The organism is Methylobacterium indicum (assembly GCF_017347565.1).
GTDB classification, from domain to species: Bacteria; Pseudomonadota; Alphaproteobacteria; order Rhizobiales; family Beijerinckiaceae; genus Methylobacterium; species Methylobacterium indicum.
In genome coordinates, this window is the sequence record NZ_AP024145.1 from 1,148,336 (window position 1) to 1,163,371 (window position 15,036).

The 15,036-nt window shown below is 72.8% G+C and carries 14 protein-coding genes and 1 CRISPR repeat array; of the genes, 9 read left to right on the forward strand and 5 right to left on the reverse strand.

Features of this window, described 5'->3' with window-relative positions; all coding sequences use genetic code 11:
- Positions 1-42: 42 nt before the first annotated feature.
- Positions 43-969 carry a DMT family transporter gene (locus miv_RS05205; protein WP_244748881.1) on the forward strand — a complete coding sequence of 309 codons (927 nt, stop codon included), beginning with the start codon at positions 43-45 and terminating at the stop codon, positions 967-969.
- Between the two features lie 15 nt (positions 970-984).
- Positions 985-2,376: a TAXI family TRAP transporter solute-binding subunit gene (locus tag miv_RS05210; protein ID WP_207181726.1), complete on the forward strand. Its 1,392-nt coding sequence runs from the start codon at positions 985-987 to the stop codon at positions 2,374-2,376.
- A gap of 33 nt (positions 2,377-2,409) precedes the next feature.
- Here miv_RS05210 and glcF read toward each other — a convergent pair whose 3' ends face one another.
- On the reverse strand, positions 2,410-3,753 hold the full coding sequence (glcF, locus tag miv_RS05215) for a glycolate oxidase subunit GlcF (protein WP_207181727.1): 1,344 nt from the start codon (positions 3,751-3,753) through the stop codon (positions 2,410-2,412).
- A gap of 163 nt (positions 3,754-3,916) precedes the next feature.
- The gene (gene mbfA, locus miv_RS05220) at positions 3,917-4,885 is read right to left on the reverse strand and encodes an iron exporter MbfA (RefSeq protein ID WP_048429349.1); all 969 of its coding nucleotides are present in this window, start codon (positions 4,883-4,885) and stop codon (positions 3,917-3,919) included.
- Between the two features lie 214 nt (positions 4,886-5,099).
- Positions 5,100-5,615: direct repeats of the CRISPR family, unit length 29 nt; unit sequence GGCTCCCCCGCACTCGCGGGGATCGACCC.
- A gap of 253 nt (positions 5,616-5,868) precedes the next feature.
- Between mbfA and miv_RS05225 the strand changes: the two genes are divergently transcribed.
- From miv_RS05225 to lpxK, 3 genes are read left to right on the forward strand one after another with little or no spacing between them, the layout of a single operon-like run.
- Positions 5,869-6,600 carry a lysophospholipid acyltransferase family protein gene (locus miv_RS05225; RefSeq protein WP_048429344.1) on the forward strand — a complete coding sequence of 244 codons (732 nt, stop codon included), beginning with the start codon at positions 5,869-5,871 and terminating at the stop codon, positions 6,598-6,600.
- Positions 6,597-7,931, forward strand: coding sequence for a 3-deoxy-D-manno-octulosonic acid transferase (locus miv_RS05230; protein WP_207181728.1), 1,335 nt, complete (start codon positions 6,597-6,599; stop codon positions 7,929-7,931). The genes miv_RS05225 and miv_RS05230 overlap by 4 nt, the downstream gene beginning before the upstream one ends.
- Positions 7,928-8,920 carry a tetraacyldisaccharide 4'-kinase gene (lpxK, locus tag miv_RS05235; RefSeq protein WP_207181729.1) on the forward strand — a complete coding sequence of 331 codons (993 nt, stop codon included), beginning with the start codon at positions 7,928-7,930 and terminating at the stop codon, positions 8,918-8,920. Before miv_RS05230 ends, lpxK begins: the two co-directional genes overlap by 4 nt.
- Here lpxK and miv_RS05240 read toward each other — a convergent pair.
- Positions 8,906-9,127 (reverse strand): DUF2093 domain-containing protein, encoded by a 222-nt coding sequence (locus tag miv_RS05240; protein WP_048431488.1) that lies wholly within the window; start codon positions 9,125-9,127, stop codon positions 8,906-8,908. The two genes, lpxK and miv_RS05240, sit on opposite strands and share 15 nt — an antisense overlap.
- Positions 9,128-9,255: 128 nt before the next feature.
- On the opposite strand from miv_RS05240, the gene cdd reads away from it, so the two are divergent.
- Genes cdd through deoA form a run of 3 tightly spaced genes read left to right on the forward strand, consistent with a single transcriptional unit; the run spans position 9,256 to position 11,823 of the window.
- Positions 9,256-9,654, forward strand: a complete 399-nt coding sequence (gene cdd, locus miv_RS05245; RefSeq protein ID WP_058618695.1) for a cytidine deaminase — start codon at positions 9,256-9,258, stop codon at positions 9,652-9,654.
- The gene (locus miv_RS05250) at positions 9,651-10,487 is read left to right on the forward strand and encodes a purine-nucleoside phosphorylase (RefSeq protein WP_207181730.1); all 837 of its coding nucleotides are present in this window, start codon (positions 9,651-9,653) and stop codon (positions 10,485-10,487) included. Before cdd ends, miv_RS05250 begins: the two co-directional genes overlap by 4 nt.
- 22 nt (positions 10,488-10,509) lie before the next feature.
- Positions 10,510-11,823, forward strand: a complete 1,314-nt coding sequence (gene deoA / locus miv_RS05255) for a thymidine phosphorylase (protein ID WP_207181731.1) — start codon at positions 10,510-10,512, stop codon at positions 11,821-11,823.
- A 198-nt stretch (positions 11,824-12,021) separates the two neighbouring features.
- On the opposite strand, the gene fliJ is transcribed toward deoA, so the two are convergent.
- Positions 12,022-12,429 (reverse strand): flagellar export protein FliJ, encoded by a 408-nt coding sequence (gene fliJ, locus miv_RS05260; protein WP_058618694.1) that lies wholly within the window; start codon positions 12,427-12,429, stop codon positions 12,022-12,024.
- An 89-nt stretch (positions 12,430-12,518) separates the two neighbouring features.
- Complete coding sequence (gene fliI / locus miv_RS05265; protein WP_207181733.1) at positions 12,519-13,859, reverse strand: flagellar protein export ATPase FliI; 1,341 nt, start codon at positions 13,857-13,859, stop codon at positions 12,519-12,521.
- 431 nt (positions 13,860-14,290) lie between these two features.
- Here fliI and ctrA point away from each other — a divergent pair, with 431 nt between their 5' ends.
- Positions 14,291-14,992, forward strand: a complete 702-nt coding sequence (ctrA, locus tag miv_RS05270; protein ID WP_048430019.1) for a response regulator transcription factor CtrA — start codon at positions 14,291-14,293, stop codon at positions 14,990-14,992.
- The last annotated feature ends 44 nt before the right edge of the window (positions 14,993-15,036 follow it).

A 15,036-nucleotide genomic window follows, 5' to 3' on the forward strand; every position in this document is an offset into this window, starting at 1 on the left:
CTCCTCCTCGTCCGATTCCCCTCCCACAGGAAGGTTATCCCGGTGTCGATCGCCGCGCTCCTCTATCCCTTCATCCTGGTCGCCGGTGCGCTCCAGGCGCTCGGCAACGCGATGAACGCGCAGCTGCGCGGGCACATGGTCAACCCGTGGCTCGCCGCCACGGTGTCGTTCCTTCCGATCGTGTTCGTCTTCACCACCCTGTTCCTGGTGATGCCGACGCCGCTGCCGAGCCTCGAGACCCTGGAGAAGATGCCCTGGTACGCCCCCCTCGGGGGGCTGGCCGGCGCGGTCGCGGTGTTCGGCGGGCTCGCCTTCATCGACAAGGTCGGGGCCGGGCCGTTCAACGGCCTGACCTTGACCGCCAACATCATCACCTCGCTCGCCCTCGACGCGTTCGGGCTGTTCGGCCTCCAGGCCGCCGGCTTCAAGCCGCTGCCCTGGCTCGGCGGGCTCATGATGGCGGCCGGCGTGGTGTTCATCGCCAAGACAGCCGGCAAGAAGGACGAGGGCGAGAGCCACGGCATGAGCGGCAAGCTGCTCTACCCGTTCATCCTCGTGGCCGGCGCCCTGATGGCGATCGGCGTGGTGTGGAACTCGCAGCTGCGCGGGGCGCTGGTCAATCCGTGGCTCGCCGCCACGGTGTCGTTCCTGCCGGTCGTCTTCGCCTTCGCGCTGATGACCCTGCTGAAGCCCACGCCGCTGCCGACCCGCAAGGACCTGGCCGGGGTGCGCTGGTGGATGCCGCTCGCCGGCCTCACCGGGGCGGTCGCGGTCTTCGCGGGCCTGCTCTTCGTCGACAAGGTCGGGGCCGGCGCACTGAACGGGCTCCTCATCACCGCGAACCTGCTGACCTCGGTGGCGCTCGACCATTTCGGCTGGCTCGGCATGCGTCAGGTCAAGGCCGGGCCGCCGCGGCTGCTCGGCGCCGCCCTGATGGTCGGCGGGATCGTGCTGATCTCGGTGTTCTGAGCCGGATCCGCGCCGATGCCCGCCCTTCCGGACTGGCTCCTGCGGCGCGAGACCTTCGCGGCCCTGATCGTGGCGGCATTGGCCGCGGCGATCGGGGTCGCACTTTACTTGAGCCAGGCCACCACCCTCACCATCGCGGTCGCCCCGCGGGACGGGACCGAGCCGGCCCTGATCAAGGCCTACGCCGACGCGCTCGCGGCGGGGCGGGAAAACATCCAGCTCAAGATCCTGTCCTTCGACGACGTGCGCGAGAGCGCCGCCGCGCTCCAGGACGGCCGGGCCGACCTCGCGGTGGTTCGCCCCGACGTGCTCTTGCCGACGAACGCCCTGACGCTCGCGATCCTGCGCGACCAGGCGATGCTGATCGTCTCGCCGGAGGCCTCGGGGATCACCGGCTTCCCGAAACTCGCCGGCAAGCGCCTCGGCATCGCGGCCCACAAGAGCGCCGACTTCTGGCTGCTCAAGAACATCCTGGCCTACTACGACCTGACCCTGGACACCCAGGACGCGGGACAGGCGGGCGCTCCGGTGCCGGCCCACACGGTCCGCCTCGTCGCCCTCGACGGATCGGAGGCGGCGGCCGCGATCCGCGACCGGCGGGTGGACGCCTTCGTCAGCATCATCGCGGCCTCGGCCCCGAAGGCCCGCGGGCTCGTCGAGGCGGTGCGGGGGATCGGCCGCAACGGCAAGCTCGCCTTCGTCGACGTGCCCGACAGCGACGCGGTGATCGAGCGCTTCCCCCGCCTCCAGGCCGTGACCGTTCCGGCCGGCCTGTTCGGCGGCCGGCCGAAGCTGCCGGCGGACGACGTGAAGACCGTCGGAGCCTCCTACCGGCTGATGGCCCGCAAGTCGCTCAGCCGGACCCTCGCGGCCGACGTGACCCAGCACCTGTTCGAGTTGCGCACCGCCGCCGCCGAGACGACCGACGCGGCCGAATACGTCCAGGCGCCGGCCTACGAGACGACGGTCGCGGCGACGAGCGCCCGGATCCCGATCCATCCCGGGGCGATCGACTATTTCGAGCGCGAGCAGCACGGCTTCGTCGAGCGCTACGGCGATACGCTCTACCTCCTCGCGGCCCTGGCCGGCGGCCTCGCCTCGGCGGTGGCCTGGCTGCGCCAGCGCCTGGCGAGCCTGCGCCGCGAGCGCATCGACGAGGTGACCGATCGCCTGCTCGAGATCACCGACCAGGCCCGGGCCTCGCGCGACCCGGAGGCGATCGCCGGCCTCGCCGTCGAGGTGGACAAGCTCGCCATCGAGGTGGTGCGCGACATGCGCCGGCGCGAGCTCGATTCACGAACGATGGCGGCGGTGTCGATCGCCATCGACACCGCCCGGGCGACCGTCGCGGATTGCCGGGTAGCGGCGGGGGAAACCGCGGAGGTCGCGGCACCGCCGGTGCTCTGAATTCCGTCGGCCGGCGACCGGGGCGCCCGCCGCCTATTCCGCCGCCGCCAGCGCCGGCCGCTTGTCCGCCACACCGTCGAGGGCGGCCGGGCGCGGCCCGCCGGTCGCCCAGTCGAGGAGTTCCACCGTGTGGACGATCGGGATGGCGGTGCCCTTCCCGATCTGGGTGGCGCAGCCGATATTGCCGGTGGCGATCACGTCGGGCCGCACGCGCTCGATGTTGGCGACCTTGCGGGCGCGCAGGTGCGTGGCGAGTTCCGGCTGCAGGATGTTGTAGGTCCCGGCCGAGCCGCAGCAGATATGGCCCTCGGGCACGTCCTTCACGGTGAAGCCGGCCCGCGCCAGCAGCGCCTTCGGCTCGGTGCGCAGGCCCTGGCCGTGCTGCATCGAGCAGGCGGAGTGGTAGGCGACGACGAGGTCGGTCTCGACCACCGGCGCGGACAGGCCGAGGCCTGTGACGTACTCGGTGACGTCGCGGGCGATCGCCGAGACCCGGGCGGCTTTGTCCGCATAGGCCGGGTCGTCGCGGAACATGAAGCCGTAATCCTTGATCGTGGTGCCGCAGCCGGACGCCGTGACCACGATGGCGTCCAGCCCCTCGCCGTCCATCTCGGCGATCCAGGCGTCGATCGTACGCCTGGCGAGCGCGTGCGAGGAGTCCTCGTGGCCCATGTGGTGGGTGAGCGCGCCGCAGCAGCCCTCGCCCTTGGCCTGCACCACCTCGACGCCGTGGCGGTTCAGGAGCCGGATCGCCGCCTCGTTGAAGTCGGGCCGCAGCACGCTCTGGGCGCAGCCGCGCAGGAGCGCCACCCGGCCCCGGCGCGGGCCGGCGGCAGGGAAGCGGCCGGGCCTGTCCTGGGCCGAGCGGGTCGGCAGCGCGCCGGGCGCGAGGTCGAGCATCGCGGCGAGCCGGTTGCCGACCTTCGGCATCTTCGCGGCGATGCCCCGGAACGGCCGGCCGAGGGTGGCGCCGAGGAGCGCCAGGCGGAAGCGGTTCGGATAGGGCAGCACGCGGGCCAGCACCGCGCGCAGGAGGCGGTCCTCCGCCGGGCGGGAATAGGTTTTTTCGATATGGGCGCGGGCATGGTCGACGAGGTGCATGTAGTGCACCCCGGACGGGCAGGTGGTCATGCAGGACAGGCAGGACAGGCAGCGGTCGACGTGCTTGACCACCTCCGGGCTCGCCGGCTTGCCCCCCTCCAGCATGTCCTTGATCAGGTAGATGCGCCCGCGCGGCGAATCGAGCTCGTCGCCGAGCAGCAGGTAGGTCGGGCAGGTGGCGGTGCAGAAGCCGCAATGCACGCAGGTGCGAAGGATCTTCTCCGAGGCCGCCATGGCCGGATCGGCGAGCTGCGCGGGGGTGAAGCTGGTCTGCACGGCGTTTCCTCGGGCGGCGTCTCGGAGGACGTCTCTTGATGGGCCGTCCGCTCGGGCCCACGGGTCCCTTGTATCTAGACCATTTTCAAGGTCGCGGGAGCGGCTTTCGGGGCCGCCCCCCGCGCACGGTGCCGCACGCGGCGGGGTCGCGCCGGACGACGGGTCAGGCGCTGCCGATGGCGACGCCGGCGAGCAGCACCAGCACCCCGCCGAGCACCACCTGAAGGGCGGCGCGCCAGAACGGCGTCTCCATGTAGCGGGTGCGGATCGCCGAGATGGCGCAGAGTTCCACCACCACCACCAGGGCGGCCAGCACGGTGGCGATCGCGAAGGCGTTCGACCAGGAATCCGGCACCAGGTAGGGCAGCGTGTGGCCCAGGCCCCCGACCGTCGTCATGACGCCGCAGACGAGACCGCGCAGCCAGGGCGAGCCGCGCCCGGTGATGCTGCCGTCGTCGGACAGGGCCTCGGTGAAGCCCATGCTGATGCCGGCGCCGATCGAGGCGGCGAGACCGACCAGGAAGGTCTGCCAGTTGTTGTGGGTGGCGAAGGCGGCGGCGAAGAGCGGCGCCAGCGTCGAGACCGAGCCGTCGATCAGCCCGGCGAGGCCCGGCTGGACGTAGCGCAGCACGAACAGGCGGTGGGCGGCCCGCGCCTCCTCGGCGGCGGCGTCCCCGCTCTCCTGCTCGGCCGACAGGGAAGCGGCGCGGTCGCCGTGGCCGCGCTCGATCTCGGCGAGCCGGGTGAAGAGCTGGCGCACCCCGAGATCGCGGGACAGCTCTGCCGCCCGCTCGTAGAAGGCCGCGGCCTGCGCCTCCATCCCCTGCGCCTCCCGCCGCATCCGTGCCGCATCGAGGCCCTGCCACCATACCGGCCGGCGGCGGGGAAAGCCCTTCACGTCCTCGCGCCGCAGCGGCGGCAGGTGCTCGCCGAAGCGCTGGCGATACGCGGCGTAGAGGTCGTCGCGGTGTCCCGCCTCCTCCTCCGCCATCGCCTCGAACACCCCGGCCGAGCCCGGCAGGTCGGCCCGCAGGCTCTCGGCGAAACTGCGGTAGATGCGGGAATCCTCCTCCTCGTTGGCGATGGCGAGGGCCAGCACCTCGCGTTCGGTGAGATCGGTCAGGGCCTTCACGGGCATGCTCCAGTCTGGAATAGCTCCAATCTATAGATTGTAGATATTCCAAACAAGGGCTTGCGTGCATCGCACCATCCGGGGCCGGGCGTCGCGCGGACGATGGCCCTCGACGACCGGGCCGGTCTCGGGCATCCTGACACGCCGCCGGTCGCCGATCTTCCCCAACGGCATCTTTGACATCGTGAACGGTATCAGCGATTTAGCTGGTAGAGGCTCCCCCGCACTCGCGGGGATCGACCCGATTGTGCTCTGATACCTGCGCTCCAGATCGCGGCTCCCCCGCACTCGCGGGGATCGACCCTCGCTCGACGTCACGCTCTAGTCTCGAGGCTTGGCTCCCCCGCACTCGCGGGGATCGACCCCTCATCGCCGCAAATCAGCCCAGTCGCGGTTTGGCTCCCCGCACTCGCGGGGATCGACCCGACGTTCTCTATGCGGACCGCGTTACGGGCGCGGCTCCCCCGCACTCGCGGGGATCGACCCGCGGGGTTGCTCTGGCTCGTCCAGGCAAAGATGGCTCCCCCGCACTCGCGGGGATCGACCCTTCTTAGGCTTCCACCCGTAGACCGCCTTGAGGGCTCCCCCTCACTCGCGGGGATCGACCCGTGCAGCTCGCCGATGCGGCCTGGCAGGTCGGGGCTCCCCCGCACTCGCGGGGATCGACCCAAGCGAGCGATGACCGTCGTGCGCAACGGCCTGGCTCCGCCGCACCCGCGGGGATCGACCCGCGACCTTCACCAGGATCAACACGCGGCTCGGAGTTCCCCCGCCCTCCGCGGGGATCATGTCCGCCCTGGCAGGCGTGCGCTGCCGCACGCCGCCGCCCGCATCTGCGCCCGCGCGGCGGTTGCCTCGCGGGCCCGAACGGAGCATGACGGCGCCCGGATTCGCGCGGGCCCTTGCGTCCCGCGGGTGCGAGGCCGCGCGGGGGGCTTGTCCCGCGCTCCGAAGAGCCCGTCCTCCCGAACGAAGTGCTGCCGATGAGCGTCGTCACCCGCATCGCCCGCAGCCGGGCCGCCCAGGAGAGCCTCGGCTACCTCGGCGCGAGCTACCTGAAGCTGGTGCAGGGCACGAACCGCTTCAGCCTCGATCCGCCCGGCGCCTACGACTGGCTCACGCCGCTGCGGCCGTTCATCATCGCGATGTGGCACGGCCAGCACCTGATGGTGCCGTTCGTGCGCCGGCCGCAGGACCGGGCCGCCACCATGGTGTCGCGGTCGGTCGACGGCGGGGTGAACACCGCCGTCCTGGAGCGGATGGGCGTGCGGGTCATCCGCGGCTCGGGCGCGCGGCGGGCGCGCGACATCTGGGCCAAGGGCGGGGTCCAGGCCCTGCGCGGCTGCCTCAAGGCGCTGGAGGACGGCGAGTCGGTGGCCTTCAGCGCCGACGTGCCGAAGGTGTCGCGGCGCTGCGGCGAGGGTATCGTGATGCTGGCGCGGATGTCCGGCCGGCCGGTGGTACCGACCGCCGTGGTGACGAGCCGCTACCTGCAATTCGACAGCTGGGACCGGGCGAGCCTCGGCCTGCCCTTCGGCCGCGGCGTGATGGCCTTCGGCGAACCGATCAGCGTCCCGCGCGACCTCGACGCGGCGGGGATCGAGGCCGCACGCCTGCGCATCGAGACCGATCTCAACGCGGTCCATGCCCGGGCCTTCGCGCAGGTCGGCCGGATCGATCCGGTCCATACCCGCAAAGGGGCCTCCGCCCGATGAGGCGCGAAGAGACGGGCGCCCGCGAGCAGCGGGCCGGCGACCTGCCGGCGCTGCTGCGCGCCTATCATTACGGGTTGATCGTCGGCGAGCCGGCCCTCGCGGGGCTGCTGGCCTGGCGGCGCCGGCGCGGCAAGGAAGACCCGGTGCGCCTGCCCGAGCGCACCGGCCGCCCCGGCAAGCCGCGGCCGGCGGGCCCGCTGGTCTGGGCCCACGGGGCCAGCATCGGCGAGGCCCTGTCGCTCCTCGGCCTCGTCGAGCGGCTGATCCGGCGCGGCTTCACGGTGCTGGTCACGTCCGGCACCCGCACCTCGGCCGAACTCCTGGCCCGGCGGCTGCCGCGGGGGGCGCTGCATCAGTTCGTGCCCCTCGATGCGCCGCGCTACCTCGCCCGCTTCCTCGACCATTGGCAGCCCGACCTCGCCCTCGTCGCCGAATCGGAATTGTGGCCCAACACCATCCTGGCGCTGCACGCCCGCGGGGTGCCGCTGATCCTGGTCAACGGGCGGATGTCCGAACGCTCGGCCCGGGGCTGGGCGCGCACCCCGGCGGTGGCTCGTGCGCTCCTGTCGCGCGTCGCGCTCTGCCTCGCCCAGAGCCGGGAGGAAGCCGAGCGCTTCGCCCGCCTCGGCACCCCCCGGGTGGAGACCGGCGGCAACCTGAAATTCGACGCGAGCCCGCCGCCGGCGGATCCCGAGGCGCTGCGCCAGCTCCAGGGCGTGACGCAGGGCCGCCCGGTCTGGCTCGCCGCCTCGACCCATCCGGGCGAGGAGGCCGCGGCCGCCTCGGTCCACCGGGCGCTGGCGCGACAGCATCCGGGCCTCCTCACCCTCGTGGTGCCGCGCCATCCCGACCGCGGGGCGGAGGTGGCGGCGCAGGCCGCCGCGACGGGCCTGCGGGTCGGGCGCCGCGCGACCGGCGGGCAGCCGCACGACAAGATCGACCTCTACGTCGCCGACACGGTGGGCGAGCTCGGCCTGTTCTACCGCCTGTGCCCGGTCGTCTTCGTCGGCGGCTCGCTCGCGCGTCACGGCGGGCAGAACCCGATCGAGCCGGCGCGTCTCGGCGCGGCGATCCTGGCCGGGCCGCATGTCCGCAACTTCGCACAGGTCTACGCCGCCCTCGAACGCGCCGGGGGCGCCCGGACCGTGCGGGACGGGCAGGAACTGACGGCGGCGGTCGATGCCCTGCTCGGCGATCCGGAGCAGGGCCGGGCGATGGCCCGGGTGGGGGCGGCGGCGATCGAGGCGGCCGGCGGCGCCACCGATCGCGCCATGGCGGCCCTCGAACCCTTCATCTGCCAGCTGATCATCGCCGGGCGGTTCGCCTCGTGAGGCAGGCCCCGGGCTTCTGGTGGCGCGAGACGTCGAGCCCGGCGGCCCGGCTGCTGGCGCCCGTCGGTCACGTCTACGGCGCTCTGTCCGCCCGCCGGATGGCGCGGGCCGGTACCGGCGTGCCCGCGCCGGTGGTCTGCATCGGCAACTTTTCCCTCGGCGGCGCCGGCAAGACGCCGACGGCCCTGGCGGTGGCGGGCCTGCTCCACGGCCTCGGCCGGCGCCCGGCCTTCCTGAGCCGGGGCTATGGCGGGCGGCTCGCCGGCCCCGTCCGGGTCGATCCCGCCCGGCACGGTGCCGCGGAGGTCGGCGACGAGCCGCTGCTGCTCGCCCGCGCGCATCCGACGATCGTCGCCCGCGACCGGGTCGCGGGGGCGCGGGCGTGCCTGACGGAAGGCGCCGACGTGGTGGTCATGGATGACGGGCTGCAGAACCCGGGCCTCGCCAAGGATCTGTCCATCGCGGTGTTCGACGGGGCGGTCGGGCTCGGCAACGGCCGGGTGTTTCCGGCGGGCCCGCTGCGGGCGCCGGCCGCCGCGCAATGGCCCCGCATCGACGCCGCCCTGGTGATCGGCGGGGGCGCGCCGGGCGAACGGCTCCTGGCGGAAGCGCGGGCGCGCGGGCTTCCGGCCCTGCGCGGCCGGCTGGTGCCCGATCCGGCGGCCGCGGCGGCCTTGGCGGGGCGCCCGGTCCTGGCCTTCGCGGGGATCGGGCGGCCGCAGAAGTTCTTCGCGAGCCTGCGCGACCTCGGGGCGGACCTGCGCGAGACCCGGGCCTTCCCGGACCACCACGCCTTCACGGCGGCGCAGATCGACGCCCTCGTGGCGGAGGCGGCGCGCACCAACCTGCTCCTGGTCACGACCGAGAAGGATCGGGTGCGCCTGCCGGGCGATCTGGCGGTGGCGACGCTGCCGGTGGTGCTGGCGCTCGACGCGCCGGAGGCGCTCGCCGCCCTGCTGAGGAGGCTTCGAGGGCTACCCGGCCCGTGAGTCCTGGCGCAGGCGCACCATCACGGCGTCGGGATCGGCATAGGCTTCCTGGCGCGCGACGCTCCAGTAGCGCAGGGCGTCGAGCGGGATCTCGACCCCGGTCACGCCGCAGCGCACGAACCGGCCGGGCCGCACCACCCGCAGGTTGCTGTCGCCGTACTCGACGGTGGCCTCGCCGGACCCGTTGCGCTCGAACCGTCCCAGCATCGCCCCGGATTCCTCGATTCATGGAAGGATGACGGGTTTACGACCCCGGCGCCGGCTTGTCGACGGGCTCGACGGCGGGCGCCCGGATCGCCATGATCGCGGCTTGCCGCCACGCAGCCGGAGCCGGGATGGACCCGATCGACACCCTGTTTTCCGCCGCCCGCGCGGTCCAGGGGCGCGCCCACGCCCCCTATTCGCGCTTCCGCGTCGGCTCCGCCGTCCTGGACGAGACCGGGGCGGTCCATGCCGGCTGCAACGTCGAGAACGCCGCCTACCCGGTCGGCACCTGCGCCGAGGCCGGGGCGATCGCCGCCATGGTGGCGGCCGGCGGCCGGCGCATCGCGGCGATCCTGGTGCTGGGCGACGGCGCGGCGCTGGTCACCCCCTGCGGCGCCTGCCGCCAGCGCATCCGCGAATTCGCCGCCCCCGACACGCCGATCCATGTCGCCGGGCCGGAGGGGGTACGCCGGACCTTCACCCTCGACGAATTGCTGCCCGCCTCGTTCGGGCCGGACAACCTCGCGTGAGCGACCCCGCGCACGATCCCCGCATCGCCGCGGCCGCCGGTGTCGTTCGGGCCCGCCTGGGACCCGAGCCCTTCGCGCTCGCCCTCGTCGCCGGCACCGGGCTGGGGCCCCTGGCCGGGCGGCTCACCGAGGCGGTCGCCCTGCCCTACGGCGAGATCCCGCATTTCCCGGTCTCGGGTGTCTCGGGCCATGCCGGGCGGCTGGTGGCGGGGCGCCTCGCGGGGCGCCGGGTGCTGCTGTTCCAGGGCCGCGCCCATGCCTACGAGCACGGCGACGCCGCCGCGATGCGGGTGCCGGTCGGCCTGGTGGCGGCGCTCGGTGCGCCGCCGCTCCTCCTCACCAACGCCGCCGGCTCGCTCCTGCCCGAGGCCGGCCCCGGCCGCCTCGCCCTCGTCACCGACCACGTCAACCTCTCGGGGATGAACCCGCTCTACGGCGAGCCGTCCGACGCCCGCTTCGTGCCGATGGTCGACGCCTACGATCCGGCCCTGCGCGCGGCGCTGAAGCGGGCCGCGCGGGCCTGCGGCGTGCCCTTGGCGGAGGGCGTCTATGCCTGGTTCTCCGGCCCGAGCTTCGAGACCCCGGCGGAGATCCGGATGGCCAAGGCGCTCGGCGCCGATCTCGTCGGCATGTCGACGGTGCCGGAGGTGATCCTCGCGCGGTTCTTCGGCCTCAGGGTCGCGGCCCTGTCGCTGGTGACCAACTACGCCGCGGGGTTCGAGGCCGGGACCGGAATCGGCGCCCCCCACCATGCCGAGACCAAGCGCGTCGCCCACGAGGCCGCCGACGATGTCGGCCGCCTCGTGGCGGCGCTGCTGTCCGGCGACCTCTGACATCCTCTTCCGGGACGAACCCATGACGCTGCTGCCGCAGGAACTGATCCGCCTCAAGCGCGACGGGCAGGCGCTGCCGGACGACGCCCTCGAGGCCTTCATCGCCGGGCTCACCGACGGGAGGGTCACCGAGGGCCAGGCGGCGGCCTTCGCCATGGCGGTCTTCTTCCGCGGCCTGTCGCTGCCCGAGCGCGTCGCGCTCACCCGGGCGATGACCCGCTCCGGCACCGTGCTCACCTGGGACCTGCCGGGCCCGGTCCTCGACAAGCACTCGACCGGCGGCGTCGGCGACACGGTGAGCCTGCCGCTCGCCGCGATGGTCGCGGCCTGCGGCGGCTACGTGCCGATGATCTCGGGCCGCGGCCTCGGCCATACCGGCGGCACCCTCGACAAGCTCGACAGCATCCCGGGCTACACCACCGCCCCGGACGTCGACCTGTTCCGGCGCGTCACCCGGGAGGTCGGCTGCGCGGTGATCGGCCAGACCCCGGACCTCGCCCCCGCCGACCGGCGGCTCTACGCCATCCGGGACGTGACCGGCACGGTCGAATCCCTCGACCTGATCACCGCCTCGATCCTGTCGAAGAAGCTCGCCGCCGGGTTGCAGGGCCTCGTCATGGACGTGAAGGCGGGCTCGGGCGCGTTCATGGCCCGGACCGAGGAGGCACGGGGCCTCGCCGAGAGCCTGGTGACCGTGGCGAACGGCGCCAGCCTGCCGACCCGGGCGCTCCTCACCGACATGGACCAGCCGCTCGCCTCGGCGGCCGGCAACGCCGTCGAGGTGACTTATGCCCTCGACTACCTCGCCGGGCGCCGGCGCGAGCCGCGCTTCCACGCCGTTACGGTGGCGCTCGGCGCCGAGATGCTGGTGCTCGGGGGCCTGAGCCCCAGCCTCGCCGAGGCGACCGCCCGGCTGGAGGACAGCCTGACCTCGGGCCGCGCCGCGGAGGTGTTTTCCCGGATGGTGACGGCGCTCGGCGGACCCGCCGACCTGATCGCGGCGCCGGAGCGTCACCTGCCCCGCGCCGCCGTGGTGCGGGCGATTTCCGCACCGCGGGCCGGCCGGGTCGCGGCCGTCGCGACGCGAGACCTCGGCGTCGCGGTGATCGGCCTCGGCGGCGGCCGCACCCGGCCGCAGGACGCGATCGATCACGCGGTCGGACTCACCGATCTGGCCGCCCTCGGAGACGAGGTCGGGCCGGAGCGGCCGCTGGCGATCGTGCATGCCCGGAGCGAGGCGGACGCCGCGCGGGCCGAGGCGGCGGTGGTCGCGGCCTATCGCATCGGCGGGGACGCGGCTCCCGCGCGCGAGGCGATCCTGGAGCGGGTCGGCTGACGCGTCTCCACGGCGGGAGCCTGCCTCATGGGGCAGGTGGTCTCATGGAGCAGGTGGTCTCATGGGGCGGGCGGTGAAGAGCCGAAACGCGGGATCGCCTCCGCAATCCGGAAGAGACGATCCCACATCTGGAGGTCGAAAAAATTTCGCCGGATGCCCCGTTGCGTGGGGGGCGAGCCGGCCTTCGGCTCGCCCGCGTCAGGCCCGGGCGCGGCCGAGCCCGATCGCGTCCATGCTGGCCTGGTCGCGGGCATTCTCGGCGGCGCGCTCGCCCGAGCGCTCGCGGTCGTCGAGGATCTCGACCTTCTTCAGCTCTTCGAACGCCTCGGCGAGGGCGGCCTTGGCCGCCGCGAGCTGCACGTCGAGGTCCTCGGCCGAGCGGCGGATGTTGTCGCGGCGCTGCGCGGCGGCCCGGGCATAGGTCGGATAGGCGAAATGGGCCGGATCGGAGATCCCGGCCCGCTGCTCTTCCTGGCCGATCTCGCGGTCGAGGTCGGCGGCCATGCGTGCGAAATCGGCGATCATCGCCTCGATTTGCGCGACTTTGCGGCGCTTCTCGTCGGCCTGGAAGCGGCGCAGCCGGATGAGCGTGTCCCGCGTTTTCATTGTTACTCCACTCCCGCCAGCGGCATGCGACCGAGCCTCGCCCGTCGCGCGCCTTCACGCGGCCGCGGGGCGGGCGGCTCGGCCCACCCTCACGGCCCGCCGACGATCGCGGCGAGGCGCTCATAACCCTCGCGGATGGAGGTTGCTTCTTCCTTACCCTGCCCCAGAAAAGCCTCCAGATCGGGCATCAACGCGATCGCCTCGTCGACCTCCGGCGAGCTGCCGGGCCGGTAGGCGCCGAGCCGGATCAGCTCCTCCATGTCGGCATAGGTCGAGAGCACCCGGCGGGCGCGGCGCACCACCTCGAGATAGTCCGGGTCGCAGGAACGCGGCATGGTGCGGGAGACCGAGCGCAGCACGTTGATCGCCGGGTAGCGCCCGCGCTCCGCGATGGCCCGCTCCATCACGATGTGCCCGTCGAGGATGCCCCGCACCGCGTCCGCCACCGGCTCGTTGTGGTCGTCGCCCTCGACCAGCACGGTGAACAGGCCGGTGATCGCCCCGTCCCCGGTCCCGGGCCCGGCCCGCTCCAGCAGGCGGGGCAGCTCGGAGAAGACGGTCGGCGTGTAGCCCTTGGCGGTCGGCGGCTCGCCGGCCGCGAGCCCGATGTCGCGCTGGGCCATGGCGAAGCGGGTGATCGAATCGACCATGCAGAGCACCTGCGCGCCCTCGTCACGAAAATGCTCGGCCAGCGCGAAGGTGACGTAGGCGGCGTTGCGGCGCATGAGCGCCGGCTCGTCGGAGGTGGCGACGACCACGACCGAGCGGGACAGGCCCTCCTCCCCGAGGTCGTCCTGGAGGAATTCCTGCACCTCGCGGCCGCGCTCGCCGACGAGGCCGATCACCGCGACGTCGGCGGCGGTGTAGCGTGCCAGCATCGAGAGCAGCACCGACTTGCCGACACCGGAGCCCGCGAAGATGCCCATGCGCTGCCCTTCGCACATCGTCAGGAAGGTGTTGAGGCAGCGCACCCCGAGATCGAGGGGCGGGCCGACGCGGCGGCGGGCATGGGCGGGCGGCGGGTCGGCCTGCAGGCCGTAGGGCATCGGCCCGGGCGGCAGCGGCCCCTTGCCGTCGATCGGGCGCCCCAGCGCGTCGATCACGCGGCCGAGCCAGGCCCGGCTCGGCCGGATCGCGCCCGCGCCCTCCCCTCGGACGCGGGCCGGACAGCCGCGGCGCACCCCCTGGAGCGAGCCGAACGGCATCGCCAGGGCGTGGGGACCGGAGAAGCCGATGATCTCGCAGGGCACGGCGGTGCCGGCGGCCTCGTTCACCACGACGTCGAGCCGGCCGCCCAGCCGCATCGCCGCCACCGGGCCGGCGACCTCGATGAGGAGGCCGCGCACCGCCACCACCCGGCCGAAGGTCTCGACCTCCTCGATGCCGGCGAGCGCGGCGCGGGCGGCCTCGAGGCGCCCGGGGCCCGTCATCGCAGCATCCTGTTGAAACGAGCGGGTTTCCCGATCCCTGCCGCCGCCATTGCCGGATTCCATCAACGATCCATTTACCCCTCTCCTTAACACTGAGGCAGGTGGGATCCATGGCAGGCTCCCGGAGGTTCTCCGGGGGCGTGGCGCGGACGCAACATCGTGGGGCGGCTTCAGGGCGCGAGCCATTTAGCCGGCCCGGCAGGGCGGGATGCGGGTATGGTATCGCGATTCGGCCGGAGCGGAACGCAAACCCGTAAGGGCCACCACCGTCTTGCGGTTTGATAACCGCTTGCGGGACGGGAACAGGGTTTGTTAACCGTTATGGCCTAGCGTCGCGGTTCGGAAGACAACGGGCGTCCCCCACGGGCCGGTGGGAGACGGGCGGCGGGGGCTTGCCTTAACCCTTGAGGGCCAGGGCTTGGGGACCTGAGATGCGGGTACTTCTGATCGAGGACGACAGCGCGACAGCGCAGAGCATCGAGCTGATGCTCAAGTCCGAGAACTTCAACACTTACACGACCGACCTCGGCGAGGAAGGTGTCGATCTCGGCAAGCTGTACGACTACGACATCATCCTGCTCGACCTGAACCTTCCCGACATGTCGGGCTACGAGGTTCTGCGCTCGCTGCGGGTGGCGAAGGTCAAGACCCCGATCCTGATCCTCTCCGGCATGGCCGGGATCGAGGACAAGGTGAAGGGCCTCGGGTTCGGTGCCGATGATTACCTCACCAAACCTTTCCACAAAGATGAACTGGTCGCGAGAATCCACGCGATCGTGCGCCGGTCGAAGGGCCACGCGCAGTCGGTGATCACCACCGGGGACCTGATCGTGAACCTCGACCAGAAGACGGTCGAGGTGTCGGGCGCCCGGGTGCATCTCACCGGCAAGGAGTACCAGATGCTGGAGCTCCTCAGCCTGCGCAAGGGCACCACGCTGACCAAGGAGATGTTCCTGAACCATCTCTACGGCGGCATGGACGAGCCCGAGCTGAAGATCATCGACGTGTTCATCTGCAAGCTTCGCAAGAAGCTCGCGAATGCCAGCCAGGGCAAGAACTACATCGAGACGGTCTGGGGCCGCGGCTACGTGCTGCGCGAGCCGTCCGAGGAAGAGAACCGCATCGCGGTCTGATCGTGCGATCCCCCCTCCGGGGGGGCCGGACCAAAGAACCCCGC

What these genes read in the sequence shown, in the direction of transcription:
- miv_RS05210 (WP_207181726.1), top strand. Translation starts at nt 985, where the DNA reads ATGCCCGCCCTTCCGGACTGGCTCCTGCGGCGCGAGACCTTCGCGGCC.
- miv_RS05225 (WP_048429344.1), top strand. Translation starts at nt 5,869, where the DNA reads ATGAGCGTCGTCACCCGCATCGCCCGCAGCCGGGCCGCCCAGGAGAGC.
- miv_RS05230 (WP_207181728.1), top strand. Translation starts at nt 6,597, where the DNA reads ATGAGGCGCGAAGAGACGGGCGCCCGCGAGCAGCGGGCCGGCGACCTG.
- miv_RS05240 (WP_048431488.1), bottom strand. Translation starts at nt 9,127, where the DNA reads ATGCTGGGACGGTTCGAGCGCAACGGGTCCGGCGAGGCCACCGTCGAG.
- cdd (WP_058618695.1), top strand. Translation starts at nt 9,256, where the DNA reads ATGGACCCGATCGACACCCTGTTTTCCGCCGCCCGCGCGGTCCAGGGG.
- deoA (WP_207181731.1), top strand. Translation starts at nt 10,510, where the DNA reads ATGACGCTGCTGCCGCAGGAACTGATCCGCCTCAAGCGCGACGGGCAG.
- fliJ (WP_058618694.1), bottom strand. Translation starts at nt 12,429, where the DNA reads ATGAAAACGCGGGACACGCTCATCCGGCTGCGCCGCTTCCAGGCCGAC.
- fliI (WP_207181733.1), bottom strand. Translation starts at nt 13,859, where the DNA reads ATGACGGGCCCCGGGCGCCTCGAGGCCGCCCGCGCCGCGCTCGCCGGC.
- ctrA (WP_048430019.1), top strand. Translation starts at nt 14,291, where the DNA reads ATGCGGGTACTTCTGATCGAGGACGACAGCGCGACAGCGCAGAGCATC.